The 17,908-nt window shown below is 38.9% G+C and carries 12 protein-coding genes; 6 read left to right on the forward strand and 6 right to left on the reverse strand.

The window, feature by feature from the left end; translation table 11 throughout:
* Nucleotides 1-135: 135 nt before the first annotated feature.
* The 6 genes from recN to panC all read right to left on the reverse strand — a co-directional run bounded on the left by recN (nt 136) and on the right by panC (nt 8,187).
* The gene (recN, locus tag Q4D72_RS10435; RefSeq protein ID WP_303077804.1) at nt 136-1,794 is read right to left on the reverse strand and encodes a DNA repair protein RecN; all 1,659 of its coding nucleotides are present in this window, start codon (nt 1,792-1,794) and stop codon (nt 136-138) included.
* Between the two features lie 171 nt (nt 1,795-1,965).
* Complete coding sequence (locus tag Q4D72_RS10440) at nt 1,966-3,759, reverse strand: long-chain fatty acid--CoA ligase (protein WP_303077805.1); 1,794 nt, start codon at nt 3,757-3,759, stop codon at nt 1,966-1,968.
* A gap of 39 nt (nt 3,760-3,798) precedes the next feature.
* Nucleotides 3,799-4,485 (reverse strand): transporter, encoded by a 687-nt coding sequence (locus tag Q4D72_RS10445; protein ID WP_303077806.1) that lies wholly within the window; start codon nt 4,483-4,485, stop codon nt 3,799-3,801.
* A gap of 129 nt (nt 4,486-4,614) precedes the next feature.
* Nucleotides 4,615-6,201, reverse strand: a complete 1,587-nt coding sequence (locus tag Q4D72_RS10450; RefSeq protein ID WP_303077807.1) for a pyruvate dehydrogenase complex dihydrolipoamide acetyltransferase — start codon at nt 6,199-6,201, stop codon at nt 4,615-4,617.
* Between the two features lie 7 nt (nt 6,202-6,208).
* Nucleotides 6,209-7,207 (reverse strand): pyruvate dehydrogenase (acetyl-transferring) E1 component subunit alpha, encoded by a 999-nt coding sequence (pdhA, locus tag Q4D72_RS10455; protein ID WP_303077808.1) that lies wholly within the window; start codon nt 7,205-7,207, stop codon nt 6,209-6,211.
* 134 nt (nt 7,208-7,341) lie between these two features.
* Nucleotides 7,342-8,187 (reverse strand): pantoate--beta-alanine ligase, encoded by an 846-nt coding sequence (gene panC / locus Q4D72_RS10460; protein WP_303077809.1) that lies wholly within the window; start codon nt 8,185-8,187, stop codon nt 7,342-7,344.
* A gap of 103 nt (nt 8,188-8,290) precedes the next feature.
* Here panC and Q4D72_RS10465 point away from each other — a divergent pair, with 103 nt between their 5' ends.
* The 6 genes from Q4D72_RS10465 to lpdA all read left to right on the forward strand — a co-directional run bounded on the left by Q4D72_RS10465 (nt 8,291) and on the right by lpdA (nt 17,814).
* Nucleotides 8,291-9,097, forward strand: a complete 807-nt coding sequence (locus tag Q4D72_RS10465; protein WP_303077810.1) for a glycogen/starch synthase — start codon at nt 8,291-8,293, stop codon at nt 9,095-9,097.
* 21 nt (nt 9,098-9,118) lie between these two features.
* On the forward strand, nt 9,119-10,681 hold the full coding sequence (locus Q4D72_RS10470) for a DUF4270 domain-containing protein (protein WP_303077811.1): 1,563 nt from the start codon (nt 9,119-9,121) through the stop codon (nt 10,679-10,681).
* Nucleotides 10,682-10,784: 103 nt separating this feature from the next.
* A complete protein-coding gene (gldF, locus tag Q4D72_RS10475) occupies nt 10,785-11,504 on the forward strand; it encodes a gliding motility-associated ABC transporter permease subunit GldF (RefSeq protein ID WP_303077812.1) in 720 nt (239 codons plus the stop codon).
* Nucleotides 11,501-13,177 carry a gliding motility-associated ABC transporter substrate-binding protein GldG gene (gene gldG, locus Q4D72_RS10480; RefSeq protein WP_303077814.1) on the forward strand — a complete coding sequence of 559 codons (1,677 nt, stop codon included), beginning with the start codon at nt 11,501-11,503 and terminating at the stop codon, nt 13,175-13,177. The genes gldF and gldG overlap by 4 nt, the downstream gene beginning before the upstream one ends.
* 132 nt (nt 13,178-13,309) lie before the next feature.
* On the forward strand, nt 13,310-16,276 hold the full coding sequence (gene secDF, locus Q4D72_RS10485) for a protein translocase subunit SecDF (RefSeq protein ID WP_303077815.1): 2,967 nt from the start codon (nt 13,310-13,312) through the stop codon (nt 16,274-16,276).
* A 131-nt stretch (nt 16,277-16,407) separates the two neighbouring features.
* Nucleotides 16,408-17,814 (forward strand): dihydrolipoyl dehydrogenase, encoded by a 1,407-nt coding sequence (gene lpdA, locus Q4D72_RS10490; RefSeq protein ID WP_303077816.1) that lies wholly within the window; start codon nt 16,408-16,410, stop codon nt 17,812-17,814.
* The last annotated feature ends 94 nt before the right edge of the window (nt 17,815-17,908 follow it).

Consider the following 17,908-nt stretch of genomic DNA (forward strand, 5'->3'; position numbering starts at 1 on the left):
AAATACTAAAATTTCTTGGAACTTTTACTTCTTTAAAGAAAGTTTAAACAGGTTCTATATAAAATACTATAAAATAAAAAAACTCGAAATTATGATTCGAGTTTTTTTTGTTACCGTAGGTTTATATTGTGATGTTTATCGTTTCTTTAAAAGTTCAATAGCGTGATTTCGAGCTGAATCACCGCTGTTTTTACCTTCAAGCATTTCCGCTATTTCTGTAATTCTTTCATTTTCAGAAAGTAATTTTAGTTGCGTAGTTGTTTTTCCGTTAATGTCTTCTTTAAATACTTTAAAGTGATAATGCCCTTTCGCTGCGATTTGTGGCAGATGCGTAATGGCAAAAACTTGCCGATTGGCACTCATTGTTTTCATAATGTCGCCCATTTTTTGTGAAATTTCACCGGATACGCCTGTGTCAATTTCATCAAACATAATGGTTGGCAGGGCTGTGTGTTCAGCCATAATAGCTTTGACAGCGAGCATAATACGTGAGAGCTCCCCCCCCGAAGCTACTTTTTTTAACTGACCAAAATTTCCACCTTTGTTAGCTGAAAACAAGAACGATAATTCATCAAAACCATTGCTGTGAAACGTTTCGGTGGGTTTCACTTCAACTGAAAATTGTGCATTTGGCATTCCCAATTCTTGCATAAAACCGGTAAGTTTGCTTACTAATTCGGGGATGGTTTTAGCCCTACTTGTATGGATTTCAGTGGCTTTTTCGAGTGTTTTTTTGTGATTCTCATCAACCTTTTGTTTTTGTGATTCGATGTGTTCTTCGATATTTTCAGTTTGAGAGACAGCCTCTTCCAGCGTTTCTTGAATTTTGATAAGTTCGTTTACGGTGGTTACTTTGTGTTTTTTTTGTAGGTTGTAGATTACGTTTAGTTGCTCTGAAACCTCCTGTAATGTTTCGGGGTCGGTTTCGATGTTTTCATCAATGGTGAAAAGCTCGCTTTGCAGGTCTTCCAGTTCCAAAAAAGCCGATTCAATGCGTTCAAAAAGGTCTCTGTACTGCTGTTTGTAATCGGTTAGTGAAGCAAAAGTGCGTTTTAATTCACGTAATTGATTGACAATGCCAATGTTATCATCGTTCAATAATTGCAAACTTGCAGCTATGCTTTCTTTGATTTCTTCAATATTGGAGGCTTCTTCGTAGGTTTCTTCCAATTGTTCTTGAATACCTTCTTGCAAGGGAGCCGATTTCAGTTCTTTGAGCAAATGAAGGTTGTATTCGTATTCTTTGTTGGCATTCTTTTGAAAATCAATCAGTTCTTGAAGTTTTTTTTGTGCTTTTTTCAGTGAAGTCCAAAGTGAGGCATATTCAAGGCGATTTTCTTTATTTTGAGCCATTGCATCAATGATTTCAAACTGAAAACCCAAATCACCCAAAGCAAGCGTTTGATGTTGTGAGTGGATATCCACCAAAACTTGCCCTAATTTGCTTAAAACATCTAACGTTACGGGGGAATCGTTGATGAAAGCCCTTGATTTTCCTGATGGGAGAATTTCCCTACGGATAATAGTAAAAAGGTCATAATCAATCTCTAATTCATCAAAAAGAGATTGAAAATCATATTTTTGTAATGCAAACTCAACTTCAATGACGCATTTTTCATCGGAATTTCGAAGAGCTGACATGTCGGCTCGTTTGCCCAATACCAATGAAAGAGCGTCTAATAAAATGGATTTTCCGGCACCTGTTTCACCTGTGATTATGATGAATCCTTCGGGAAAATCAATGTGTAAATCGTCAATTAATGCAAAGTTTTTTATCGAAAGTGCTTTAAGCATAGTTTTGATTATGTGATAAATAGAGTGTGAACAGACCGAAAATATAATTGCTTTTCGGCTGAATGAAACGCAAAGGTAAGAAAAAATACAATAAGAATAAAATTCCGCTTTTCGAGATTTATTTTTTTAAAAAAAAGGGATTGTTTTCTTGAAAAACAATCCCTTTTAATTTTATCGGTACATAGCCTCAATTTCTTTGCTGTAATTTGCGTAAATTACCTTTCGTTTGAGCTTTAACGTGGGAGTAATTTCGTTGCGCTCAATTGAAAAAGCCGTTGGGAGTAATGTGAATTTTTTAATCTTTTCATAATCAGGCAAATCATTCTGGAATTTTTGCAATTGCTTAGTTATGTATTCAATCACCTGGCTGTTTTTCAGCAGTTCGGTAGTTGATTTGTACTTGATGTTCAATTCTTCGAGGGCTTGTGTAAGCATCTCAAAATTAGGAACAATCAAAGCCGATACAAATTTTTTTCCGTCGGCAATGATAGCAATTTGTTCGATTAGATTGTACTTACCAACCTTACCTTCAATATGTTGCGGAGCGATGTATTTTCCGTTTGACGTTTTCATTAATTCTTTGATGCGGTCGGTAATGAAAACATTGTTTTCAGAATCCAAATTTCCGGCATCGCCCGATCTTAAAAATCCGTCTTCTGTAAAAACTTTTTTGGTTTCTTCGGGTTTTTTGTAGTATCCTTTCATAACCATTCCGCCTTTTATCAGAATTTCATTATCTGCTCCGATTTTTATTTCGGCGTTGGGCATTACCATTCCGACTGATTGCATATTAAAATCTTGATCGTCCCAGCACGAAACGGTTGCCAAGGTTTCGGTCATTCCGTAACCCAATTTAACGTTAATACCGATGGAATGAAAAAAGCGCCCAATACTCGGCTCTAAATTCGCTCCACCGCACGGCATAAAACGAATGCGACCGCCCAGCGATTGTTTTAGTTTTGAAAAGACCAATTTCTCGGAAAGCACATACGATTTTTTCAGCAACCAAGACGGTTTTTTATGTTTTTGTTTGATTTGTAACATTTTGCGTCCTACGCGTACGGCAAAAGCAAAAACCATTCGCTTGCCTAAGGAAGAAGTGGCAACTCTGTCGTGAACCGTAGCAAATATTTTTTCATAAAATCTTGGTACAGCGCACATTACGGTGGGCTTTACTTCCAATAAAGCATTTTTGATTTCATTGGTATTTTCCAAGTAATACACGGTGGCACCTTTGTAGAGGGTATAGTAGGTCCACGCCCGTTCAAAAACGTGTGATAGGGGCAAAAAAGCCAATGAATCGTCTTTTTCAGATACTTCAAGCCGTATGTCGTGCCCGATGAGTTGGTACGCTAAGTTCTGATAATCAAGCATAACTCCTTTGGGTTCACCGGTAGTACCTGAGGTGTAAATTATTGTAAATAAGTCGTTTAATTTTTTGTTGGAAATGCGTTTTTGAAGTTCGTTGGTGTAAGTGTCTGATTTTCCAGTTTGTAAAAAATCATTCCAATAAACTGAATATTGATTTTCTTTGAATTGAATTGTGTCTTTGAAGGCAACTATTTTTTGAAGCGAAGGGCATTGTGAAGCAACTTCAACAGCCTTGTCATATTGTGTTTGGTCGCCTACGAATAAAATTTTAATTTCAGCGTGATTTAATACGTAAAGAGCTTGTTCAGCGGTATTTGTGGCGTAAATAGGCACCGGAATAGCTCTTATTTGCAATGCAGCTATGTCGGTTAATGTCCATTGAGGCATATTTTGTGAAAAAATACCAATGGTTTCTTGCGGTTTGATGCCCAGTGAAAGCATTGATTTTGAGAGTAATTCGGTGGTTTCGCCAAATTCAGCCCAAGTGATGCCTTCCCAATTTTGTTCAATTTTGCCTATTAGGGCTTTTTTTGAAGCATATTTTTTTATATTTTCCTGAAAAACAGAAATATAATGGTATGGTAATAAATTCATAGCGAGTTAATTAACAGGGTGCAAAGATAATGAAAAAAATTAGAAAAACCGATATGAAATTCCAAAACTGACAAACCAATCGGTATCGTCTCTAAAAATAGAGCGCCCAAAGGCAGTATCTATTTGAAAATTAGTTGATAAGCAATAAAGTATGCCACAATCAAGGTTATGTGAAGGGGTTTCGTTAGTAAAAAAAGCAAAATATTCAGCAAATGCAAAAAGCCGGTTTGTAAGTGAATACTGCCCTTGAAAAGTTGTATTCAACTGGCTAAAAGACTTTGACAAACCTACGTTGTAAGCCAATGAAAATCTTTCGGAAAGGTTGTTTTCAAAAGCTAGACACATATCCGCTGACCACTTTTTTAAAGCATCTTGGTACGTAATATATCCCACAAAAGTAACAGCAGGAATTACATCATTTTCTTTTAAAATTTCTTGTTTAAAACTTGCCGAAAAAACGCTTATTTTCAAATCCTGGCCATTAAGTTTCACAAAATCAGAAGATAAACGTAATTCAGTTCCGTTAAACAAACCGTAGCGTAGCATCAAGTCATCAACAAATACACCTTCTGAAAAAGTAAAACCGTTTTCTGTTTGAAAACTCCTTTTTGCCAGCGTATAAATTCCTTCACTTTGGTCGGGTCTGTCCGTGTTGATGTAGTCTTTATCTTGTGAATATAATGTTGAAAAACAGCAAGTTAATGTCAACAAAAAAATATGTTTCATTCTTTTCCCCTTTCTGAATATACGGCAAAAGAATAATTTTTTATTGAATTTTCCAAATGGTTAATGCAAAAAAATGCAAATCTGAAAAACAGATTTGCATTCTTAATACTAATTATTTAACCTAAAAAATCAAGCCAACATCGTTACGGGATTTTCGATGTAAGTTTTGAGTGTTTGTAAGAATTGCGCTCCCGTAGCTCCGTCAACCGTTCTGTGGTCGCAAGCCAAAGTTACTTTCATCGTGTTGCCCACAACAATTTGTCCGTTTTTAACCACCGGTTTTTCAACGATGGCTCCGACCGACAAAATTGCCGAATTTGGCTGATTGATAATCGACGTAAATGACTCAATACCAAACATTCCCAAGTTTGAAACAGTAAAGGTACTTCCTTCCATTTCGGCAGGTGTAAGTTTTTTGTTTCGTGCTTTTCCTGCTAAATCTTTTACTTGTCCGCCAATTTGCGTGAGGCTCAGTTGGTCGGCAAATTTCAATACCGGAACTACCAATCCGTCCTCAACCGCTACGGCAACTCCGATGTGTACGTGCTGGTTGTAAACTGTAACATCGCCTTTCCACGAAGTATTTACTTGCGGATGTTTTTTCAGAGCCATTGCACAGGCTTTCACTACCATATCGTTGAACGATACTTTGGTATCGGGTATGTTATTGATTTGCACGCGCGAAGCCATTGCATTGTCCATATCAATTTCAATGGTAAGATAGTAATGCGGCGCAGTAAATTTCGATTCGGAAAGACGTTTGGCAATTGTTTTACGCATTTGCGAATTTTTTACTTCTTCCACGCTTTCTGTTTCCACAGGAATGAAAGTCGGTGCAACTGCCGATTTTTCGGCAACAGCCTGTGATTGAGAAGGAACGAATGTTTCTACGTCTTTTTTAATGATACGCCCGTTTTCACCCGAACCTTTTACTTGTGAAAGATTAATACCTTTTTCCGCAGCAATCTTTTTAGCCAAAGGTGAAGCAAAAACACGCTCGTTACTTGCTGTATTTGAAGCAGAAACAGGTTTAGGTGTTTCTGTTTTTGTTTCGGTTTTTACCTCCGGAGTAGCAGGAGCGGCGGTTGTAACTTTCCCGCCTGAGGCAACAACGGCACTCACGTCAGTTCCCGCAGGTCCAATAATCGCCAGCAGAGAATCTACCGATGCTGATTCGCCTTCGTTTATACCTATATATAATAGTGTTCCGGCATAGAATGATTCAAATTCCATTGTGGCTTTATCCGTTTCGATTTCAGCCAAAATATCGCCTTCACTTACCTTGTCTCCCACTTTTTTAAGCCAAGAAGCTACGGTTCCTTCGGTCATCGTATCACTCAAACGTGGCATCGTAACCACTTCAACTCCTTTTGGAAGTGATGCGCTTTGGGCAGGTTGTTCTTCTTTTGCGGGTGCTTCTTGCGGCTTGCTTTCCGTTTTTTGGCTAGCTCCACCTATTAAAGCCGAAATGTCTTCTCCTTCTTTCCCAACGATTGCCAAAAGCGAATCCACCGGAGCGGTTTCACCTTCTTTCAAACCGATGTAAAGCAACGTTCCTGCGTAGAACGATTCGAATTCCATCGTGGCTTTATCGGTTTCGATTTCAGCTAAAATATCACCTTCTTGAATTTTGTCTCCAACTTTTTTGAGCCACTTCGCTACGACACCTTCTTCCATCGTGTCGCTCAATCGTGGCATATTGATAATTTCTGCCATTTTTTAATTATAATTTATGAGATAAAAAAGGATAATCGTTTTGTTCGTAAACCGTGTCGTACATCACGTTTTTGGTAGGGAACGGAGATTCTTCGGCGAATTTCTCACATTCGGCAACCAAATTTTTAACACGCTCATCGATGGCCTCGATTTCGGCATCGGTGGCATATTTTTTCTTTTTGATAACGTCAAGCACTTGGGTGATAGGGTCAATTTTTTTGTATTCTTCCACCTCTTCTTTGGTTCGATAGTGCTGAGCGTCAGACATTGAGTGTCCGCGATAACGATAGGTTCTGATGTCTAAAAGCGTAGGTCCGTCACCGCGTCTGGCTCTTTCGGCTGCTTCGTAAACGGCTTCGGCAACGGCAACGGGGTTCATACCATCAACCGGCCCGCAAGGCATTTCGTATCCTAAGCCAAGTTTCCAGATATCTACGTGATTTGCAGTTCTTTCCACCGAAGTTCCCATTGCGTAATGGTTGTTTTCGATGATGAAAACAACGGGTAATTTCCAAAGCATTGCCAGGTTGAGCGTTTCGTGAAAAGCTCCTTGACGAACGGCTCCATCTCCCATAAAAGTTAATGTAACTGCCTTTCTGTCAAAATATTTATCGGCGAAAGCCAAACCTGCCCCTAACGGAATTTGTCCTCCAACGATACCGTGACCGCCAAAAAAGTTATGTTCTTTTGAAAAGATGTGCATTGAACCTCCCAAACCTTGTGAAGTTCCGGTAGCTTTTCCGTAGAGTTCAGCCATAATTCGTTTAGGGTCAACTCCTAAGGCTATTGGGTGAACGTGATTACGATATGACGTAATCATTTTGTCTTTTGTCGGGTCAATGGCGTGCATACATCCCGCTACGATGGCTTCTTGCCCATTATATAGGTGTAAAAAGCCTCTTACTTTTTGTTGGATGTAAACAGCAGCCAATTTGTCTTCAAATTTTCTCCAAAAAAGCATATCCTCATACCATTTCAGGTACACCGCTTTGTCAATTTTTTTCATTGGTTTATGTATTTATACAATAAAATCTTCTAAATAATTGATTTTTAACTCTTTTTTATTACGAGGGTCAAAAATATTTGCAAAGGTGCAAAAAATCTGTTTTTTTTCAAAATAAAATGAAAGAAAAATTTTGTTTATGCCCGCAAATTGTCGATAAGCCGCACGCCATCAACATATACCGCGATGAAAAAGCGATAGGTTTGATTGGGTTGTTTTTCATCAATGGGGGCTAGATTGTCTTCGCTGGTGATTGTAAAGTATTCTAAATCAAAACCTTTCTTGTTTTCAAATTGTGATTTTACCCATTTTTCAACCTGTGATGAAGTTTGTGTTTTGAAAAGTTCTTGGGCTTTTGTCAGGGTTTTGTAAATATGTGCGGCTTCTTCTTGGCGTTGTGGGCTAAGTCTTTGATTTCGTGAGCTTAATGCTAATCCGTTTTTATCACGAACAATAGGGCAGGGGATAACTTCAACCGGAAGTTTTGTTTGGATTACCATCTGCTTGATTATCAGTAGTTGTTGGAAGTCTTTTTCGCCAAAATAGGCTTTATTAGGCATTACGATTTCAAAAAGTTTTTTTACCACCGTGCCGACGCCGTCAAAATGCCCTGCCCGAAAAGCGCCTTCCATTATTTTATCAAGTCCGTTGAAGTCAAATTTTTCTGAAACTACGTTGTTTCCGTAAATATCTTCGGGGTCAGGGGCGTAAATTAGCACTTCGTTGCTGATTTTTTTTATCATTTGCACATCAGCTTCAAGGGTACGCGGGTATTTTTTTAAATCGTCACTGTTATTGAATTGTGTGGGATTTACAAATATACTTGTTACGGTGATGTCGTTTTCTTTTATTGATTTGATAATCAGTGATAAATGTCCTTCGTGTAGGGCGCCCATTGTAGGTACGAACCCGATGGTTTTTCCTGATTTTTTTTCGTTTGAAATACGATTTTTAAGCTCGTTTTGCTGTGTATAAATCTTCATCTGTTAAATTTTATCGCGCAAACTTATATATTTTTTATGGATTTCTGCATATTTTTTCGTACTTTTGTAGCTTTCAAAGCTAACAAAAAACATTTTGCTTTTTATGAAAGATAGAAAAGTACTTTTTGTATCCTCCGAAGTGATGCCTTATTCTCCTGAAAATGAGATTTCAAGAATGTCGTTTGAGGCTCCGAGGATGGTTAATAGCAACGGCGGACAAATACGTATTTTTATGCCTCGTTTCGGGAATATTAACGAAAGGAGGCATCAGTTGCACGAAGTAATTCGGCTTTCAGGAATGAACATCGTGATTAATGACATTGACGTTCCTTTGATCATCAAGGTGGCTTCTATACCTAAGGAGCGCATACAGGTGTATTTTATTGACAATGACGAGTACTTCAAGCGAAAAGCTACCTTTTCAGATGAGAACGGAACTTTGTTTTCAGACAATGACGAGCGGTGCATTTTCTTTGCCAAGGGCGTGGTTGAAACGGTAAAAAAGCTCAATTGGTTGCCCGATATCATTCACATTCACGGTTGGTTGGCTTCGTTATTGCCTTTATATTTGCGTACGTACTATAAAGATGAACCTATTTTTTCGGATAGTAAAATAATCACTTCTGTGTTTGATAGGGATTTTGAAGGGAGTTTAGACAAAACTTTAATAAGCAAGGTGGGATTTGACGGCATCAGTTCCAGAACGGCTGAACCTTTGAAGGACCCTCATTATTTCAATTTGATGAAAATAGCGGCTAAAAATTCTGACGGCGTGATTGTGGTAGGTGAAAATATGTCGGAAGAATTCAGTACCTTTCTGAAAGGATACCGAAAGCCAGTTCTTTACAACAGCGACCAGCAAACGTTTCAAGAGTCGTACAGAGATTTTTATTTAAAAATTTTAAAATAATACAAAAAAAGAGAATATTATATGAATAAAATAAAAGGTTTAGGAACTTTGGCTATTATGGCATTGGCTTTGCAGTCGTGTGCCGATGATTCATTTAAGGAAATTAAAAGTGATTTGTTGGGAAACCCTAACTACGAGGTGGGCGTTTATACGGCTACGGTTTCAGTAACCAATATTCAAGAAAAAGCAGTGCAAACCAATGGGTTAGGAGGGTATCTTTTGGGGCGGTACACGCAAGCTCCCTTCGGAACCAAAAAAGCAAATATCATCGCGCAGGTTACCTTGCCCGAGCAAAACCCCATTTTTGGTGTTAATGCACAAACCAAAGAAAATACCGATAATGTACAGGAAAACGAAACGGTAACGGAGGCATACCTCTACATTCCGTTTTTCAATCCGAGTAGTGCTTCAAACAACGCGTCATACGTTTCAGAAGCCGAGTACAGGCTTGATTCCATCTATGGAGACCAAAAGGCATCTTTTAAATTGAGTGTCAATGAACTTACGTATTTTTTAAGAGATGTTGATAATCAGTTAAATAGCCAAGTGTATTACTCCGATTTTGACCCAACGACTCATTTAGGTGCAGCGGTGGTATCGCCTACGAGTCATACCATTAGTAATAAGTCAATTACCCGAAAAAAACTTGATAATCCGCGAACAACCGAAGATGAGTCAACCACCAATGAAGACGTATTAGCACCCGGTATTCGTATTCCGTTGAATGCTAGTTTCTTTCAAGATAAAATTTTTAATAAAGAAGGAAGTGATGAGTTGGCTAATGCAACTGTTTTCAAGAATTATTTCAGAGGAATTTCAATCGTGGCAAGTGATTTTTCACAGGATTTAATGATGCTTTTGGATATGGCAAAAGCTAAAATTCAGTTTGTGTACACTTACGACGTAAAAGAAAATGATAAAGTGCTTAAAATTCCAACTCGTTACAATTTGAATTTGAATGGAATAACCGTGAATCTGTTTGAAAATTCTAACGAAAGCGTAACACCTTCAACTGATGCGGGTAATGTTTCGCGCGTGTTTTTAAGTGGTACACAGGGTTATTCTGCACAATTTAATTTGTTTACTGACAGTCAGTTAGCTGAAATTAAAGCCAAAGATGTGTTAATCACCGATGCCAGCCTTTTCTTGTATGTAGACCAATCGATTTCATATATGTCTGAACCTGAGCGTATTTACGTGTATAATACGAAAACGGGTAACGTATTGCTTGATTATACCAATGACCCTACGGCAACAGCTTCAACAGCAGCGACTTCTGTCTTAAACCATTTAGGAAAATTGCATAAAGAAAACGGTAAAGGCGTTTATTATCAAATTCGGCTAACCAATCATATTATTGACATCATAAAGAAAAATGCCGAAAACGTTCCCATTGGGGTGGTCATCGCTTCAAACGTACGTTCCTTATCATTAGTGAATTACGTAAACACAGCCAATGAACAGAAGAAAATTCCGTTAGCAACGGTGCAAACGCCTTTAAGTACCGTTATTTACGGAAACAGCCCTGATGTTGATGCTGATAAGCGTTTGATGCTTAAAATTAATTATACAAAATCAAAATAAACAGACTTAAAATCAATAAATTGAGGTTTGGGATTTGAAATTTTTGCAATTTCAGGTTTCAAACCTCAATCACAATACAGAACTTTTAATTTTTTGAATCATAATGTACGCACTATTCAAAAAAGAAATTCGTTATTTTTTCACTTCACCCATCGGATTTACCGTAATCGGGATTTTTGTGCTTTTAAACGGCTTGTTTTTATGGATTTTAAAATCCGATTACAACATATTTAACAGTGGATTTGCCGATTTATTGCCGTTTTTCAGAATTTCATCGTGGATTTTTGTTTTTTTGGTGCCGGCTTTGACAATGCGAGCCATTTCCGAAGAAAAACGCAGTGGAATGCTGGCTTTGCTCTTCACAAAACCGGTGAGTATCTGGCGGATGGTGCTGGGGAAATATTTCGGAATTTTATTTTTATTGGTAATTATCCTGATTCCGTCATTCCTATATATATATATGGTGTGGATTTTGGGAAATCCGATAGGAAATTTAGACGTTGCCGGCACGATAGGCTCATACGTGGCTTTGCTTTTGCTGGTTGCCACCTTTGCCGCCGTGGGTTTGTGGGCGTCATCAGTTACGGCTAATCAGATAATTTCGTTTGTGTTGGCGGCTTTTCTGTGCTTTTTTCTCTTTTTCGGATTAGACCAAAGTGTGGAACTTCTTTTCCCTGAAAGTTTTTCACAATTTGGGTTTCAATCACATTTTGAGGCAATTAGCCGTGGTGTGATTGACACGCGTGATGTGCTTTATTTTCTGTCCGTAATAGGATTTTTTTTGTATGTAACCACTTTATCCTTAAATAGTTATAAACAATGAAAACGATTTTTAATAAAATAGGATTTAAGGTTGTTACAGCGTTTTTTATATTGCTTATTGTCAATATGATAGCCGGAAAGTGGCACACCCGTTGGGATTTGACCCAAGATAAACGCTATACACTTTCGGAAGTTACCCGCAAAACGTTGCTAAAAATTCATTCGCCTGTGGTGATTGACGTGCTTTTGAAAGGAAATATTCCCACTGAATTTAAGAAATTACAAACCGAAACCTTGCAATTGTTGGAAGAATATGCCGCATTTAACAGTAATATTACCTTTAATTTTGTAAATCCGCTGGAAGATGAAGCAAATGTGGAACAAACATTGCAAGAATTGGTTGAATTTGGTTTAAATCCGCTTCAAATTTCACAAAATGAAGCCGGAAAATCTTCTGTTGCGTATATTTTTCCTTGGGCGGTGCTTACAAACGGCGAAAAATCAGAAAAAATACCGCTTTTTGTCAATAAATTAGGGGCAACCGACCAAGAGCGTGTGCAAAATTCGGTACAACGATTGGAATATAACATAACCGATGCCTTAAACCGACTGACACTCGGCAAAAGTAAAAAAATTGCTATGCTCAAAAGTAATGGTACTTTTGACGATATTTATATGGCTGATTTCTTGAAGTTTACGCAAGGATATTACCGTATTGCGCCTTTTTCATTAGATTCGGTTGCTACCAATGCCGAAAAAACGTTGGCTGCCCTCAATAAGTTTGATTTACTGATAGTTGCCAAACCCACAAAAACATTTTCTGACCCGCAAAAACAGGTTATCGACCAATTTGTAATGCAGGGAGGGAGGGTGCTGTGGCTTATTGATAATGTGGATATTAGCATCGAAAATTTGTACAACGCATCGGGTAGTGCGGTGGCAATGCCTGCCGATTTAAACCTGACAGATTTGTTTTTTCAATACGGATTTCGAGTTAATTATAATATAATCAATGATTTGCATTCGTCACAGCTTATGATAGCCACCGGCGAAGGCAGTCAAACGCGTTATATGCCCATTCCTTGGGTGTATAATCCGATGATTTTGTCGAAGAATAACCATTTGATAAATAATCATTTAGATGCCATTCGTTTGCAGTTTGCCAACAGTATTGACACGCTCAAAAACGGTATTAAAAAAACGGTGTTGTTGGCAAGTTCGCCTTTTTCAAAAGCAGACGGAACGCCGCGAGAGGTGCGTTTGAAAATTGATGTTAAAAACTTGGATAAAAACGCTTACAAGAGCGGAAATATTCCGGTGGCGGTACTTCTGGAAGGAGAATTTACATCGGTTTATAAAAATAGAATTCGACCTATTGAGCTGAAAACCAATCTTGAAACCAGTAAGCCCACCAAAATGATAGTCGTAGCAGATGGTGATATTATTAAAAACGACCTTGCTGATAATCTTCCGCTTGAATTGGGCTTTGACAAATGGACGAATACTTTTTACGACAACAAAGCCTTTTTGCAAAACGCTTTGAATTATTTGCTTGACGATTCCGATTTTCTTTCCCTGCGGAATAAAAAAGTGCAATTGGCATTTTTGGATAAAGAAAAAGTGGCTGAAAATCAGAAAGCTTGGAAGGTGAAAAGCATCGCATATCCGCTGGTAGTTTTGTTTTTAGTTATGCTGTTGATACGGATTCTTTACAAAAGAAAAAATCAAAAATAAGGTTTTTGAAAGCCATTATGACATTGTAGATGCGCCCACAATGAAAAAAAACACTTAATAAATTGTTATATATTACTTAAAATGTATATATTTGCCGATTGAAAAAAAAGAAAATAGTAATTAATTTTTAAAATGCAAAACAAGGGACTTATTAAACTGTTTGCACTACTATTCGGGTTGGTGAGTATCTACCAACTTTCGTTTACGTTTGTTGCAAACAGGGTGGAAAACAAAGCCAAAGCGTTTGCCGAGGCGAAGGTGTCAAATACCGAAAATAATTACGTTTCAAAACGCGAGCGGGTTGAAGCTCACTATTTAGACTCAATGTTAGGGCAAGAAGCCTACAATGCCGTGGTTACCAAATATACCTATGCAGAGGTGAAAGACAGAGAGTTAAATCGCGGTTTGGACTTAAAAGGCGGGATTAACGTAATCTTGCAAATTTCGGTTAAAGACATATTAAAAGGTCTTGCTAATAACTCAAAAGACCCCATTTTTAACAAATCATTAGCCGAAGCCGATGAACTGTTACGAAAAACAGACCGTACCTATTTGGATTTGTTTTTTGAGACATACGAGAAAAACGGAGGAAAATTAGCTTCGCCTGATGTGTTTGCCAATAAACTTTTAAGCGATGAAATCAACTTTCAAATGGCTGATGGTGAGGTGCGTCCCATTATCCGCCGAAAAGTCGATGAGTCGGTAACTTCTGCTTTTGAGGTGTTGCGCAAACGTATTGACAAGTTTGGGGTTTCACAACCTAATATCCAGCGTTTGGGTGCATCGGGGCGTATTTTGATAGAACTTCCCGGAGCGAAAGACGTTACCCGCGTAAAAGCTCTTTTGCAAAGTACCGCTCAATTGGAGTTTTGGGAAACATTCAAAAATACAGATGTTTATCCGTATTTGAATGCGTTAAACGAATCGTTAAAGGCTTCATTACCAAGTAATACAACTCAACAGACAACCAATGCTTCGGCTGCGATTGATTCGCTTTTAACCGATGTTAAAAAAGATTCGGTAGCACAAGCTAATCAAGTAAATCCGTTGTTTGATTTGATGAAACCGGCAGCCACTTATGAGGGGTCGCCCGTGTTGTTTGCTGTAAGTCTGAAAGATACGGCTAGGGTGAACGAATATTTGCACTCAGCCGAAGCAAAACGACTTTTGCCTGCCAATTTACAATTTGCCAAATTTGCTTGGAGCAAGGCTTCAAAAAAATCGGATTTGGTTGAGCTTTATGCACTAAAAGGAAATCGTGATAACGTAGCGGCTTTGACAGGAAATGTAATTACCGATGCCGCTCAAACTTTTGATATGCGCAATCAGCCTGCCGTGTCAATGCAAATGGACGGTAAAGGTTCGCGAATTTGGGAAAACTTGACCGACAAAGCCTTTAAAGAACAAGGAAATATTGCCATTGTTTTGGATGACATCGTGTACTCGGCACCGGGTGTAACCAATGGAGCCATTACGGGAGGGCGTTCTGAAATTACCGGAACTTTTACCTTAAACGAGGCGATAGATTTGGCTAACGTGCTTAGAGCCGGTAAGTTACCTGCCGGAGCTGACATTGTTCAGTCCGAAGTGGTAGGACCTTCATTAGGGCAGGAAGCTATCGATAGCGGTATGAGTTCGTTTTTGATTGCGGCGCTTATCATCTTTGCTTGGACAATTTTCTACTACGGAAGAGCCGGAATTTATGCCGATATTGCTTTGGTTTTCAATATATTGTTGGTATTTGGTATTTTAGCAAGTATCGGAGCGGTTTTAACCCTACCGGGAATTGCGGGTATCGTGCTTACCATCGGTATGGCAATTGATGCGAATGTGCTTATTTTTGAGCGTGTTAAAGAAGAATTAGCCAAAGGAAAAGGTGTTGCACAGGCAGTTTCGGACGGATTTGGTAACGCGCTTTCGTCAATTTTAGATGCCAACATCACCACCGGTTTAACGGCTCTTATCCTGTTGGCTTTTGGTAGCGGTCCAATTCAAGGATTTGCAACTACTTTGCTTATCGGTATCGCAACAACCTTGTTTACAGCAATTTTCATTACACGTTTGCTCATAGATTACAGCGTGGAGAAAAAGCACGACCTTACGTTCTCTACCAATATGACCAAAAATATACTTAAAAACGTTAATGTTGACTTCATCGGGAAACGAAAAATAGGTTACATCATCTCGGCAGTGGCTGTTTTGGTAAGCATCGTTTCGCTTTCTACCAAAGGATTAAATCAAGGTATTGATTTTGTTGGAGGTAGAACGTATCAAATTCGTTTTGAGCATCCGGTAGTTCCTACTGACATAGCCAAAGAATTACAACCGCTTATCGGAAATGCCGAAGTGAAAACCTTTGGGGCTGCCAACCAAATTAAAGTGGCAACCAAATACAAAGTTGAAGAAGAAAGTACGGCGGTGGATAATGAAATCCAAGAATTGCTTTACAAAGGTTTGCAGAAATTCTTGCCGCAAGGTTATTCGTATGACGCTTTTGCCAATGGTGCCGAAGGAACCATCGGGATTGTACAATCAATGAAAGTAGGACCTACCATTGCCGAAGATATTAAAAGCAATGCAGTTTGGTCGGTGCTTGGCGCTTTGATTGTGATTGCTTTCTATATTTTGATTCGTTTCAGAAGATGGCAGTTTTCACTTGGTACCATTGTGCCTTCTGCTCACGACGTGATTTTGGTGTTGGGTGTTTTCTCATTGACATACAACTTTATGCCTTTCAATATGGAAATTGACCAAGCCTTCATAGCTGCGATTTTGACCGTCGTGGGATATTCGTTGAACGATACGGTGATTATTTACGACCGAATTCGTGAGTATATGAACGAACCCAACTGGACGAAAGAGAAAATCAATACGGCGCTTAACAGTACGCTCAGCCGTACGTTAAACACCTCACTTACCACCTTGGCGGTGTTGGTAACCATCTTTATTTTTGGTGGTGAAACCCTGCGAGGCTTTATGTTTGCGATGATTGTCGGTGTGGTTGTGGGTACATATTCCTCTATTTTCATTGCAGCTCCAATGATTTACGATACGTTGGATAAGAAAATGAAAAAAGCTGATGAATCAGAAAATCAATAGATTATAAAATTTAATTTAAAAAAATGGAAAATTAAGAACGTTTGTCTTGATTTTCCATTTTTTATTTACTACTTTTGGAACTTGTATAAAATCAAAGTCTGTTTCTGACTAAAAAAATAATTAGAAAAAATATGAAAACATTTGATGTTGTTGTAATAGGCTCCGGACCGGGAGGATATGTAGCTGCCATTCGTGCGGCTCAGTTGGGTTTTAAAACCGCTATTATTGAAAAGTATGACACCCTTGGCGGAACCTGCCTGAATGTGGGGTGCATTCCGTCAAAAGCGTTACTCGATTCTTCACACCATTATGAAGATGCTTTGAAGCATTTTGCTGCTCACGGAATTGAAATCACGGGTGAGGTAAAAGTCAGTCTGCAAAAAATGATTGAACGCAAAGCTTCCGTGGTGGAGCAAACCTGTGCGGGAATCAAATTTTTGATGGACAAAAACAAAATTGAAGTTTTTCACGGAGTGGGAAGTTTTGTAAACGCCACAAGGATAAAAATAACCCAAAAAGACGGCGAGGCACAAGAAATTGAAGCCCAAAAAACGATTATTGCAACGGGTTCAAAACCGGCTTCGCTTCCGTTTATAACCATTGATAAAGAGCGTATTATAACTTCAACCGAAGCATTGAAACTCAAAGAAATACCTAAGCATTTGATTGTCATTGGTGGGGGCGTAATCGGCTTGGAACTCGGTCAGGTTTACAAGCGTTTGGGTGCATCGGTGTCGGTGGTTGAATATATGGATAGCATTCTGCCAACGATGGACAAAAGTTTAGGCAAAGAACTTACAAAAGTGCTTAAAAAACAAGGGTTTAAATTCTATACAAGCCATCAAGTGAAAGAAGTTTCCTGCACGGGCGATACGGTTGTGGTAAAAGCCACTTCGCAAAAAGGAGAAGAAATCACTCTTGAAGGCGATTATTGTTTGGTTTGCGTAGGACGAAAACCCTACACGGACGGACTGAATTTGGAAGCTGCCGGCGTGCAAAAAGACGAACGTGGCAGAGTTCAAGTGAACGACCATTTACAAACCAGCGTGCCAAACATTTACGCTATCGGAGATGTGGTTCGCGGTGCAATGTTGGCTCATAAAGCAGAAGAGGAGGGCGTTTTGGTTGCCGAACAATTGGCAGGACAAAAACCACATATCGATTATAATTTAATTCCGGGCGTGGTGTACACGTGGCCTGAGGTGGCTTCTGTCGGAAAAACGGAAGAACAACTTAAAGCAGCAGGGATTAACTTCAAATCGGGGCAGTTCCCGATGCGTGCTTTGGGGCGTGCCAGAGCCAGTATGGACATAGACGGATTTGTCAAGGTTTTAGCCGATGCCGCAACCGACGAGATTTTAGGCGTTCATATCATCGGAGCCAGAGCCGCCGATATGATTGCCGAAGCCGTAACCGCTATGGAATTCAAAGCCAGTGCCGAAGATATTTCACGTATCAGTCACGCACACCCAACCTTTACCGAAGCCATCAAAGAAGCTGCTTTGGCAGCCACAGATAACAGGGCATTACACATTTAATTGAGAACTTGTTTAAACTTTTGTAATAAACTTCATTATAATCCCTAAATACAGCATTGCATTCCAAGTTGTATTTAGGGTTTCATATCTCATT

This window comes from Capnocytophaga sp. (genome assembly GCF_030532915.1).
GTDB lineage: Bacteria > Bacteroidota > Bacteroidia > Flavobacteriales > Flavobacteriaceae > Capnocytophaga.

What these genes read in the sequence shown, in the direction of transcription:
- pdhA (WP_303077808.1), bottom strand. Translation starts at nt 7,207, where the DNA reads ATGAAAAAAATTGACAAAGCGGTGTACCTGAAATGGTATGAGGATATG.
- Q4D72_RS10440 (WP_303077805.1), bottom strand. Translation starts at nt 3,759, where the DNA reads ATGAATTTATTACCATACCATTATATTTCTGTTTTTCAGGAAAATATA.
- gldF (WP_303077812.1), top strand. Translation starts at nt 10,785, where the DNA reads ATGTACGCACTATTCAAAAAAGAAATTCGTTATTTTTTCACTTCACCC.
- Q4D72_RS10470 (WP_303077811.1), top strand. Translation starts at nt 9,119, where the DNA reads ATGAATAAAATAAAAGGTTTAGGAACTTTGGCTATTATGGCATTGGCT.
- Q4D72_RS10465 (WP_303077810.1), top strand. Translation starts at nt 8,291, where the DNA reads ATGAAAGATAGAAAAGTACTTTTTGTATCCTCCGAAGTGATGCCTTAT.
- Q4D72_RS10450 (WP_303077807.1), bottom strand. Translation starts at nt 6,201, where the DNA reads ATGGCAGAAATTATCAATATGCCACGATTGAGCGACACGATGGAAGAA.
- panC (WP_303077809.1), bottom strand. Translation starts at nt 8,187, where the DNA reads ATGAAGATTTATACACAGCAAAACGAGCTTAAAAATCGTATTTCAAAC.
- secDF (WP_303077815.1), top strand. Translation starts at nt 13,310, where the DNA reads ATGCAAAACAAGGGACTTATTAAACTGTTTGCACTACTATTCGGGTTG.
- lpdA (WP_303077816.1), top strand. Translation starts at nt 16,408, where the DNA reads ATGAAAACATTTGATGTTGTTGTAATAGGCTCCGGACCGGGAGGATAT.
- recN (WP_303077804.1), bottom strand. Translation starts at nt 1,794, where the DNA reads ATGCTTAAAGCACTTTCGATAAAAAACTTTGCATTAATTGACGATTTA.
- gldG (WP_303077814.1), top strand. Translation starts at nt 11,501, where the DNA reads ATGAAAACGATTTTTAATAAAATAGGATTTAAGGTTGTTACAGCGTTT.
- Q4D72_RS10445 (WP_303077806.1), bottom strand. Translation starts at nt 4,485, where the DNA reads ATGAAACATATTTTTTTGTTGACATTAACTTGCTGTTTTTCAACATTA.